This window comes from Caloramator australicus RC3, from assembly GCF_000297115.1.
In the GTDB taxonomy this organism is placed as follows: Bacteria; Bacillota; Clostridia; order Clostridiales; family Caloramatoraceae; genus Caloramator; species Caloramator australicus.
Genome location: NZ_CAKP01000084.1, coordinates 1 through 11,162 on the forward strand (window position 1 = coordinate 1; position 11,162 = coordinate 11,162).

Below are 11,162 nucleotides of genomic sequence, written 5' to 3' on the forward strand. Positions count from 1 at the left end.
CGAATACAAGGGGGTAATTTACGATACTGAAATATTTTCAAAGCCTAAAAAATCTTCTACTGATTCCGTTAAGAAGGAGAAAAACACCTACAGACCGCCAGAAGACCATTATTACAAATATGGACGTAATTTAGTTAAGCCCATCGTCTATGATGAAAGCGATCAAGAAATTTTAAGTATGCTTGAGGAAATTTTCCTCGGTAAAGATAATTTTGTTGACAGATACAAAAATTTAGGGTAAATGTTAGCTTTTGATAATAGGACTGTTAGTCGGGTGATGTCAAGGCACCGTGGAATAAATGGGAGGGGCCCACTTGTGGGAGGGCGCCCGTTTATGCCGCGAAAGGCCTTGACATCAGGCGGCATAGTATCCTATTGCCTTTTAGGGGCAGTTTAATCTGCCCCTCTGCCTTCCGGCGAGGATGGGGGGTTCTAGGGGGCAAAGCCCCCTAATTTTTACCCATCTAAATGACATTTTCATACGATAATTAACTTTATTTTAAATTATTTTTAGGTGACATTTTCAAAAGATATTGACACACAAATATATTTAATTTTACATATTTTTTCTCAAAAACATATCCCTTGATCACCAAGGGATATGTTTTTAGCTATTCTTCAATTTTTTAAGTTCATCTAATAACTTGTCATTTAATATCTTAATATGCGTTCCCTTCATTCCTAAAGAACGTGATTCTATTACACCTGCACTTTCAAATTTTCTTAGTGCATTAACTATAACAGAACGTGTAATACCTACCTTATCTGCTATTTTACTTGCAACTAATAATCCTTCATTTCCTTCTAATTCATTAAAGATATGTTCTACTGCCTCTAATTCTGAGTATGACAAGGTGCCAATGGCCAATTGAACTACAGCCTTTTTCCTTGCTTCCTCTTCTATTTCCTCTTGTTTTGATCTTATGATTTCCATTCCAACGATTGCTGCACTATATTCAGCTAGCACAAGATCTTCATCGGTAAATTCAGAACCATATCTAGCTATTAATAAAGTTCCCAATCTTTCTCTGTTACCTATAATTGGAACAATAGTTGTGTATTTATTTACGTGGATGCATTCCTTGGATCTATCAAAAACACAGATCCCCTCGTTTTTTAAATTTGGTCTTGTTTCATTGATGGTTAAAATCTGATTGTTGTAATCTTCAGGAAATTTTTGTTCATTGATTACAATTTCCTTTAAAATTTCACATTCAAAGGAATCTACTAAGCTATATCCAAGAACTTTACCCTTTCTACTTACAATATAAACATTACAATTCATAACATCGCTTAAAATTTTACATATGTCTGAAAATACAACTGGTTCTGTTGCAGATTTTTGCAATATTTTATTCAAAACCCTAGTCTTCTCTAATAAAGTTGCCATATCTTCATTACCATCCTTTCTTTATATAATAAATTTTGATGTATCATGTTGTTTGTATAGATCCTTAAGTTTATTTTTTACATAATCTCTATCAATAATTATTTTTTTTGGAAAATCCGGAGCCTCAAATGATATATCCTCTAAAATTTCTTCAATAACAGTATGAAGCCTTCGAGCACCTATATTTTCCTGTTGCTGATTCATTATAAAGGCTGCCTGTGCAATCTCATCAATACCATCATCCACAAATTCTAACTCTACACCATCTACCTTTAACAAATCAATATATTGCTTTGTTATAGCGTTTTTAGGTTTAACAAGTATTTCTTTGAAATCTTGTTTAGTTAGGTCTTTTAATTCAACTCTAACAGGAAATCTTCCCTGAAGTTCTGGTATCAAATCAGTTACTTTAGAGACATGGAAGGCTCCAGCTGCTATAAATAATATATAGTCAGTTTTTATTGGGCCATACTTTGTATTAACAGTGCTTCCCTCAACTATTGGTAAAATGTCCCTTTGAACTCCTTCCCTAGAAACATCAGGTCCGCTGCCTTTACTCCTACTTGCTATTTTATCAATCTCATCTATAAAAACTATCCCATCTTCTTCTGCTCTTCTTTTAGCCTCTTCAATAACTAAATCCATATCGATTAGTTTAGAAGCCTCTTCTTGTGAAAATATCCTTATAGCTTCCCTTATTTTGACTTTTTTCTTTTTTTCTTTTTAGGAAAAAGGTCTCCAAAAATTTCATTGAAATTGATATTCATGCCTTCTAAATTTGATCCTGCCATAATCTCAACCGGCATTAAATTGTTATCTTCGATTTCGATTTCTATTATCACATCATCTAACAGACCAGCTTCCAATTGCTTTAAAATCTGATCTCTTTTTAATTGTAAATCATTTTCATCTATTTCTTCTATCTCAACTGGTTTAGTCTCCTGTTGAAAACCAAAAATAAACTCAAAGGGATTTTTTACATTCGACTTTTTATTTGGAAGAGGAGCTAGTATATTTAACACTCTTTCTTTTGCTAAGGCTAACGCCTTTTCATTTACTTCATTCATTTTTTCTTCTTTAACTATTCTAATTGATTCATCCATCAAGTCTCTAATCATTGAATCAACATCACGGCCAACATAGCCAACTTCAGTAAACTTTGTTGCTTCTACTTTAATAAAAGGAGCTTTAACTAATTTTGCAAGCCTCCTTGCAATCTCAGTCTTTCCTACACCTGTAGGACCTATCATTAATATATTTTTAGGCATAATATCATCTTTAATATCCGAAGTTAACATCCTTCTTCGGTATCTATTTCTTAAGGCAATTGCCACCTTTTTCTTAGCTTCATCTTGTCCAATAATATATTTGTCAAGCTCCTTTACTATTTCCTTTGGAGTCATATTGTTCATCTTTGTCCCCCCTTTTTAGGGAAGTTATATAGATTCGACAACGATGTTATTATTTGTATAAACACAAATCTCAGAGGCAATGATTAACGATTCTCTCACTATTTCCTCAGGCGAAAGTTTTGTATTTCTTTTTAGAGCCCTTGCTGCAGCTAAGGCATACATTGCCCCAGATCCTACAGCGGCTATACCATCATCTGGCTCTATAACTTCACCATTTCCAGAAATAATTAAAATAGTATCTTTATTGGCAGCTATCATCAGTGCCTCTAGCCTTCTTAAGATTTTATCGCTTCTCCACAAACTGGCTAATTCAACTGCAGCCTTTTTTAGATTGCCATTTGTTTGTTCCAACTTTTCTTCAAATTTTTCAGAAAGCGTAAAAGCATCAGCTACTGAACCAGCAAAACCAATTAAAACTGAATCCTTATAAATCTTCCTTATTTTTTTAGCAGTGCTCTTAATTATCGTGTTTTCCCCAAAAGTTACCTGTCCATCCCCAGCTATGGCAATCCTATCTTGATCCTTAACTGCAACTATTGTAGTCGCCTTAAACATTTTAGCACCTTCCCCTAGTCATTTCATTAATTTTTTGTAAAAAAAATATAAATTTTTAAAAAATCATTTTTTGTAATTTTATGAATTGTCTAAATTGTTTCAACAATTAAGTATAATATATCACAAAATTTTTAAAATATCAATAAAAAATCACTTTTCTTCTACATAACCACATTCTTTATCATCACAAAAATAAATAGTCTTATCCTTTTGTTTTCTTTCATATAATACTTTTCCGCATTTAGGACATCTCATATTAACAGGCTTATACCAACTTGCAAACTTACATTCTGGATAATTGCTACAACCGTAAAACATCTTTCCCGATTTAGATTTTTTTACGATAATTTTATTACCACATAAAGGGCATAAAACATCGATTTCTTCAACCAATGGTTTAGCATTCTTACATTCCGGATAACCAGGACACGCCAAAAACCTTCCAAACTTTCCTGATTTTATAACCATATTTCTTCCACATTTTTCACATTTTATATCAGTTTCCTCGACCTTCTCTTCTATTTTTATTTTTCCGATTTTCTCCTCTGCAATTTTAATTTTTCCTTTAACGGTTTATAAAACCCATCGACTATGTCAATCCAATTTTCCTTACCCTGTTCTACTTCATCTAATTTGTTCTCCATTTCAGCTGTAAAATCTATATCAACTATATCTGAAAAATATTCTTTTAGAAGCTCTGTTACGATTTCCCCTAATTCGGTAGGCTTTAAGAACTTTTTATCCCTTTCAACATATTTTCTTTCTAGTATCGTTGTTATAATAGGTGCATAGGTGCTTGGCCTTCCAATGCCATTTTCCTCTAACGCCTTTACTAATGTAGCTTCGGTATATCTTGGCGGTGGTTGAGTAAAATGTTGTTTAGGTTCAATTGCTACAGGTTGAAACTCCTCTTTTTCTTTCACATCAGGTAATAATTTATCTTCCTCCTCATCATCAGTTCTATATACACTTAAAAAGCCTAAAGATTTTAATATACTACCACTCGACTTAAATATATAATTTTCAGATTCAAACTCAATGCTCATAGTATCATAAATAGCATCTGCCATTTGGCTTGCTACAAATCTCTCCCATATTAATTTGTATAATTTATATTGATCATTCGTTAAGGAATTTTTTATTCTATCTGGAGTTCTTTCAACGGATGTAGGTCTTATCGCCTCGTGGGCATCTTGAGCTCCACCTTTTGATTTATATGTCCTCTCAGTAGAAGGTAGAAATTCAGTGCCATAATTATCCTTTATAAAATCACGGGTTGTCTTCTTTGCTTCATCTGAGATTCTTACTGAATCAGTTCTCATGTAAGTAATAAGACCAACCGATCCTTCACCCTTTATCTCTATACCTTCATAAAGCTGTTGAGCAATTTGCATCGTTTTTTTAGTTGAAAAATTTAACTTTTTATATGCCTCCTGTTGCAATGTCGACGTTGTGAAGGGTGGAAATGGGTTTTTTCTTCTCTCTTGTTTTTTAACCTCATTTACATAAAAAATCTTGCCAGTCAACCTTTTTATTATTTCATCAGCCTGCTCTTTATTAGTGATTTTTAGTTTTTCATCTCCAAAGGATACCAACTTAGCATCTAAAACTCTATCTCCATTTTTTAAAGTAGCCGTTATTGTCCAATGTTCTTCTTGAACAAATTCCCTTATTTCCTTTTCTCTATCACAAATCAATCTAACAGCAACCGATTGAACTCTTCCTGCGCTAAGTCCCCATTTAATTTTCTTCCATAATACCGGACTAATCTCATAACCAACAAGCCTATCCAAAATTCTTCTTGCTTGTTGTGCATTGACTAAATTCATATTTATATCCCTTGGATTTTTTATCGCATTCACCACTGCCTTTTTTGTTATTTCATGAAATTCAACTCTACATTTTTCAGAAATATCTAAACCTAATATATATGCAAGATGCCATGAAATAGCTTCCCCTTCTCTATCCGGGTCCGTAGCTATGTATACCTTCGAGGCTTTTTTTGCTTCTTTCTTTAATTCATCAATTAGATCTCCTTTACCCCTTATAGTTATATACTTAGGTTCATAATTATTTTCTATATCAACACCAAGTTGGCTTTTAGGTAAATCTCTAATATGTCCCATCGATGCTTTTACTTTAAAATTTTTACCTAAAAATTTACTAATCGTCTTTGCTTTAGCTGGTGATTCAACAATAACCAAAGACTGCGACATTTTATCCCCTCCAGCTTTACATAAGTATTAGTATTATAACAAAATCTTCTAAAAAATTCTATACTTAATTAATCATTTAAAGTAATATAATTTCCAAATGCTCTTTTAATTATTCCACTGCATTCAAGTTTACCTATGGTTTTCAGAACCTCATTCGCCTCCATATCTATTCTTTCCAATAGCTCTTCTATAGTAATTGCTCCTATTTTTAATATATTTATTATTGTTAATTCCAATTCATTATACCCAAAATATAAGTTATTTTTCAAGCTTATTCCATATTCTGAAAGTATGTCTTCAATATTAGATACTAATTTTGCTCCATCTTTTATCAAATTGTTAGTTCCAACACTATTTATGCTAAATATATTTCCTGGAACTGCAAACACATCTTTACCCTGCTCCAATGCCAACCTAGCTGTTATAAGAGATCCACTTCTATCTGTTGCTTCAACTACTAATACAAAATCTGCAAGACCGCTTATTATTCTGTTTCTCCTTGGGAAATTTTGAGGAAAAGGTTTTTCATCTGGTAAAAATTCAGTCAATACTGCACCTTTAATAGCAATTCTGTTAATAACTTCTTTATTTGATATAGGATAAATAAATTTAAACCCATTACCTAAAACTCCTATAGTTACTCCATCAGCATCTAAGCATCCTAAGTGAGCCGCCGTATCTATCCCTTTCGCTAGTCCGCTAACAATTTTTATTCCGTATCTACTGATATCCCTAGAAAATTTATAGGCTACTGTTAAACCATAATTAGTAGCCTTCCTTGAACCCACTATCGCCAAAGTATTAGCATAGTCTATTAAGTTACCTTTAATAAATAATCCTGCTGGAGGGTCATATATATTTTTAAGTTTCATTGGGTATCCATCATCGTTAAATAGAACTAAAGTTAATTTATTGTCTAATAAAAATTTAACTTGATCATATATTTCTTTTTCTCTCTTTTTTACATTTAAAACTTCATCAGCTTCATTAATATTTAAACCTAAATCCATCAAATCCTTTCTATTCATTTCATATATTTCATCTAAACCTATTCCTATGGTCAGCAATTTTATCTTCAGTTCATCCTTTATAGGTAAATTCATAAACCATAATTTTAGAAACTTTTCTTTATCCATTCTTCTCACCTTATTTGTATATCTTATTATCTAAAATTCGATACTGAACTGCTTCTGATACATGATCTTCATTTATTATTTCACTTCCATCCATATCTGCAATAGTTCTTGAAATCTTAAGTATTTTTGTATAACCCCTTGAACTTAGTTTTAAGTTTTTATAAGCGTTCTCAAGAATTTTACTTGCCGCTCTAGTAAAAACACAATATTTATTTATATGTTTATTCTTCATTTGTGCATTTGTATAAATTCCATCTTCTTTAAATCTTTCTATTTGTATTTTTCTTGCTCTGATAACTCTTTTTCTTATTTCTAATGATGATTCTTCAGCTTTTTTACCATGTAAATCCTCATAGTCTACCTGTTCTACAGAAATTTGTATATCTATTCTATCAAGTATAGGACCCGAAATGCGATTAAAATAATTTCTAATTTGGTTTTCTGAACAATGGCACTGTCTATATGGATATCCATAGTAACCACATGGACAGGGATTCATGCTTGCCACAAGCATTATTCTTGCTGGATAATTTATCTTTCCTTTAACTCTTGAAATCAAAACCGAACCGTCCTCTAACGGCTGTCTTAACGACTCAATTACATCCCTTCTAAATTCGGGAAACTCATCTAAAAACAATACCCCATTATGGGCTAGCGAAACTTCACCTGGTGTTGGATTGCTTCCTCCACCTATAAAGGATGCAAAGGAGACCGTATGATGTGGACTTCTAAAAGGCGGAGTTAATATTAGCTTTCCCTTTTCCTTCAAAAGTCCTGCTATACTATAAATTTTTGTAACTTCTATTGCTTCATCTATAGTAAGTTCAGGCAGAATAGTTGGAATTCTTTGAGCTATCATAGTTTTACCACTTCCTGGCGGACCAATCATGAGAACATTATGTCCTCCGCTGGCTGCAATTTCTACAGCCCTCTTCACATATTTTTGTCCTTTAACCTCGCTAAAATCCAAGTCATATTTTACTTCACCATAATTATTTTTCATTGACATATAGTTGTAATCTATATTATTATTCAATATATCTACTACCTCGTTTAAATTGCTTACAGGATATATTTTGATGTCCTCAATAAAATCAACTTCCCCCCAATTTTCTTGCGGTATAAAAATTTTTTTGAAGGTTTTTCTTGCCTCCAAAACCATCGGCAAGACTCCCCTTACCCCTCTTATTTCACCGTTTAATGACAATTCTCCAATAAAAGCACATCCTAAAGTATTTTTATAATTTATTTCATTCATGCAGCTCAATATCCCAACAGCTATTGCAAGATCAAGATGTGTTCCCTCCTTCTTTAAATCTGCAGGTGCAAAATTAATTGTTATCCTTGCAGGTTCCATTTTAAATCCTGAATTTTTTATCGCAGACTTTACCCTTTCCTTTGATTCTTTAACCACCGTATCAGGTAGTCCCACCATATTAATTGAAGGTAATCCTCCATTCAAATCCACCTCAACTTCAACAACAAATCCATCTATTCCCATTAATGACAAAGAAAATACCTTGCTAATCATTTTTTCACCTCTAGCTACATTTTTTTCTAAAAACAATTATTTCCTATATTATTATTTTTAAACATAAAAAAATGATCCTAGTTAAAATTAGGATCATTTTCATTCAAAGGCGTTTTGAATTAAATATATAGATTTTACATTTTCATTTTCATCCAGCATTATTTCAACTACATCAAATCTAATAAAGGCATCCTTTATTCTTTTTTTGGCTAAATAGAGATTTGCTAAATTCCTAATTCTTTGTTGTTTATAATAATCTACTGCCTCCCTAGGATATCCAAGGTTTAAACTTTTACGCAACTTTACTTCAACAAATACAAGATACCTTCCATCCCTTGCAATTATATCTATTTCGCCAAACTTTGTTCTAAAATTTTTTTGTATAATTAGATACCCTTTATTAATTAAATACCTTGAAGCAATTTCCTCACCTAAATATCCAAGCTTTTTTTTATTAAACATAAGATCACCCGATAATATTTCTTATAAAAGTCCCTCTATGTATCTCACAAGGACCATATTTTTTTATTGCTTCAATATGTTCTTTTGTGCCATATCCTTTGTTTTGCGCAAAATTATATAAGGGATACTGAATTGAGGCTTTTTGCATATAAAGATCCCTTTCTACTTTAGCTATAATCGATGCTGCCCCAATTGAAACTGATAAATCATCTCCCTTTATAATCGATATTTGTGGGACGTCTATATCGAGTTTTAATGCATCTATCATAATAATATCTGGTTTTATTTTTAGCCCTTCTATAGCTCTTAACATGGCTAATTTTGTGGCTTCAAGTATATTAAGTTCATCTATTTCTTCAACTGTTGCATATCCTAAGGAATAGGCAAGTGCTTCTGTTTTTATTTTTTCATAGAGCTCTAATCTTTGTTTTTCAGTTAATTTCTTTGAATCCTTTATTCCTAGTATTGGATTTTCAAAGTCTAAAATAACTGCAGCAGCATAAACGGGCCCTGCTAGTGGTCCCCTTCCTACCTCATCAATGCCTGCTATAAATTTATAATTTTTAATTAATTCATTTTCATACTTGCAACGCTTTTGATACTCTTTTTCTAATAATACCTTATTATTTAAATTCCTTTCATATTTGTCTAAAATTTTGTATATACTTTTTTCCTTTCATTTTCCATAATTTTATTTTTTATGCGGTAAAACTCATCTAAACTTTTGCATTCTTTAAGCATGGACTCTATTTCCTTTATATTATTCATTTGCTTCAACTCCATCCATCATATCCATTGGTAATTCAAGAGAAATTCTTCCTAGTTTCGCATCTCTAAAATCTTCTAAAATTATATTAGCAGTCCTATAAAGGTCAACCTCGCCCCCCGAAACAACGCACCCTCTTTTTTTACCTATTTCAGTTAGCATGGCATAGACATCATCTATGACATTCACCTTATATCTTTCCTCTAATACCTTTGGGGCAATTTGTTTTATTTCATTTAAAAATTTAATACTCAATTCAACGACATCAAGTATTTCTTCTTTAATGGATTTCACATATGCTAAATGTAAGGCAACTTTTTCATCATCAAATTTAGGCCATAATATTCCTGGAGTATCCAAAAGTTCAAATTCTTTATTAACTTTAATCCATTGTTTGTTTTTTGTTACACCCGGTCTATCGCCAGTTTGAGCTGATGATTTCTTTGCTATTTTATTTATAAATGTAGATTTTCCAACATTAGGTATGCCAAGAACTAGGGCCCTTATTGGCCTACCGATTATTCCCTTTTGCTGTGTTCTTTCTATTTTATCCTTTAATATTTCTTTGATTAATGGATATATTTTATTAATATTTTTACCTGAAATACAGTCTATGTCAAGTGCCGAAATTCCGTTATTCTTGTAATATGCAATCCATTCCTTTGTAATCAAAGGATCTGCAAGCTCTGACTTATTTAATAATATAATCCTAGGTTTATTTTTTATTATCGAATCAACATCGGGATTTTTGCTACTTATAGGAATCCTCGCATCTAAAAGTTCTAAAACAACATCGATAAACTTCAATGAATCTGCGATTAGCCTTTTAGTTTTTACCATATGTCCAGGATACCATTGTATATTCATTTTTATGCCTCCTTAGGCTTATTTATTAATAATTATTCCCTTAAATAAAATATATAATTAAAAAAGAGACTGCTGAACAGTCTCTTTATTCGATAATTTCTTTAACTTTAGTTGCTGCTTTACCAACTTTCTTTCTGAGGTAATAAAGCTTAGCTCTTCTAACCTTACCTCTTCTAATAACTTCTATCTTATCAATAATTGGTGAATGAACTGGGAAAGTTCTTTCAACACCTACACCATAAGAAATTCTTCTTACAGTAAATGTTTCTCTTATGCTTCCATTTTGTCTCTTTAAAACGATTCCTTCAAAAACTTGGATTCTTTCTCTGTTACCTTCTTTTACCTTTACGTGAACCCTTACCGTATCACCAACATTGAATTTTGGAAGGTCCTTTCTTATTTGTTCTTGCTCAATTGCTCTAATTATATCCACAGCATTTCCCTCCTTCCTTCCTAGACGTTCATAGACATACCTAGAGGAACGCCCGTTTTCACACAGGGTTTATTATAACATACATTGCTTGTTTTGGCAATAATATTTTACATTTCTTTGTGATTATTTTATGATAATGTCATGTTGTAGAGTAATATGATAAAATGTCACTATGAGGAACGAGGTGTTTTATTCAATGTCACAAAAACAAATTAATAGGTATGTTGTCATTCAAAAATCCCTTGAGGGTTTATTAACTGTCAAGGAAGCAGCAAAGGTTTTAGGCCTTAGCGAACGTCAAGTTATTAGATTAAGAAAGGGTGTGATGCAAAGCGGGGTTTCTGCTCTTATTCATAAAAACAAGGCCGTAAACCTTCTCATGCTGTTTCCGATG

9 protein-coding genes and 3 pseudogenes are annotated in these 11,162 nt (G+C 32.2%); 2 read left to right on the plus strand and 10 right to left on the minus strand.

What is annotated here, in order from left to right; genetic code table 11:
* A pseudogene (locus tag CAAU_RS14895) lies at positions 1–241 on the plus strand (ISNCY family transposase); the annotation flags it as partial.
* A 366-nt stretch (positions 242–607) separates the two neighbouring features.
* Here CAAU_RS14895 and codY read toward each other — a convergent pair.
* From codY to rplS, 10 genes and pseudogenes are all read right to left on the minus strand, one after another.
* Positions 608–1,390, minus strand: a complete 783-nt coding sequence (gene codY / locus CAAU_RS08350) for a GTP-sensing pleiotropic transcriptional regulator CodY (RefSeq protein WP_008909006.1) — start codon at positions 1,388–1,390, stop codon at positions 608–610.
* A 21-nt stretch (positions 1,391–1,411) separates the two neighbouring features.
* Positions 1,412–2,802 (minus strand): annotated as a pseudogene (gene hslU, locus CAAU_RS08355) (ATP-dependent protease ATPase subunit HslU).
* Positions 2,803–2,826: 24 nt separating this feature from the next.
* On the minus strand, positions 2,827–3,357 hold the full coding sequence (gene hslV / locus CAAU_RS08360; RefSeq protein ID WP_008909009.1) for an ATP-dependent protease subunit HslV: 531 nt from the start codon (positions 3,355–3,357) through the stop codon (positions 2,827–2,829).
* Positions 3,358–3,507: 150 nt separating this feature from the next.
* Positions 3,508–5,573 (minus strand): annotated as a pseudogene (gene topA / locus CAAU_RS08365) (type I DNA topoisomerase).
* A gap of 68 nt (positions 5,574–5,641) precedes the next feature.
* Positions 5,642–6,709: a DNA-processing protein DprA gene (gene dprA, locus CAAU_RS08370; RefSeq protein ID WP_008909012.1), complete on the minus strand. Its 1,068-nt coding sequence runs from the start codon at positions 6,707–6,709 to the stop codon at positions 5,642–5,644.
* 10 nt (positions 6,710–6,719) lie between these two features.
* Positions 6,720–8,276 (minus strand): YifB family Mg chelatase-like AAA ATPase, encoded by a 1,557-nt coding sequence (locus CAAU_RS08375; RefSeq protein WP_278244343.1) that lies wholly within the window; start codon positions 8,274–8,276, stop codon positions 6,720–6,722.
* A gap of 63 nt (positions 8,277–8,339) precedes the next feature.
* Positions 8,340–8,702, minus strand: coding sequence for a YraN family protein (locus tag CAAU_RS08380; RefSeq protein WP_008909014.1), 363 nt, complete (start codon positions 8,700–8,702; stop codon positions 8,340–8,342).
* Positions 8,703–8,706: 4 nt separating this feature from the next.
* On the minus strand, positions 8,707–9,366 hold the full coding sequence (locus CAAU_RS08385) for a ribonuclease HII (RefSeq protein ID WP_341350038.1): 660 nt from the start codon (positions 9,364–9,366) through the stop codon (positions 8,707–8,709).
* 96 nt (positions 9,367–9,462) lie between these two features.
* Positions 9,463–10,335, minus strand: coding sequence for a ribosome biogenesis GTPase YlqF (gene ylqF / locus CAAU_RS08390; protein WP_008909017.1), 873 nt, complete (start codon positions 10,333–10,335; stop codon positions 9,463–9,465).
* An 85-nt stretch (positions 10,336–10,420) separates the two neighbouring features.
* The gene (gene rplS, locus CAAU_RS08395) at positions 10,421–10,768 is read right to left on the minus strand and encodes a 50S ribosomal protein L19 (RefSeq protein ID WP_008909018.1); all 348 of its coding nucleotides are present in this window, start codon (positions 10,766–10,768) and stop codon (positions 10,421–10,423) included.
* 196 nt (positions 10,769–10,964) lie between these two features.
* On the opposite strand from rplS, the gene CAAU_RS08400 reads away from it, so the two are divergent.
* On the plus strand, positions 10,965–11,162 hold a 198-nt coding region (locus CAAU_RS08400), incomplete at its 3' end, for a helix-turn-helix domain-containing protein (protein ID WP_040306322.1).

Excerpts from the sequence above, each read along its gene's own strand:
- codY (WP_008909006.1), bottom strand. The coding sequence starts at position 1,390 with ATGGCAACTTTATTAGAGAAGACTAGGGTTTTGAATAAAATATTGCAA.
- hslV (WP_008909009.1), bottom strand. The coding sequence starts at position 3,357 with ATGTTTAAGGCGACTACAATAGTTGCAGTTAAGGATCAAGATAGGATT.
- dprA (WP_008909012.1), bottom strand. The coding sequence starts at position 6,709 with ATGGATAAAGAAAAGTTTCTAAAATTATGGTTTATGAATTTACCTATA.
- CAAU_RS08380 (WP_008909014.1), bottom strand. The coding sequence starts at position 8,702 with ATGTTTAATAAAAAAAAGCTTGGATATTTAGGTGAGGAAATTGCTTCA.
- ylqF (WP_008909017.1), bottom strand. The coding sequence starts at position 10,335 with ATGAATATACAATGGTATCCTGGACATATGGTAAAAACTAAAAGGCTA.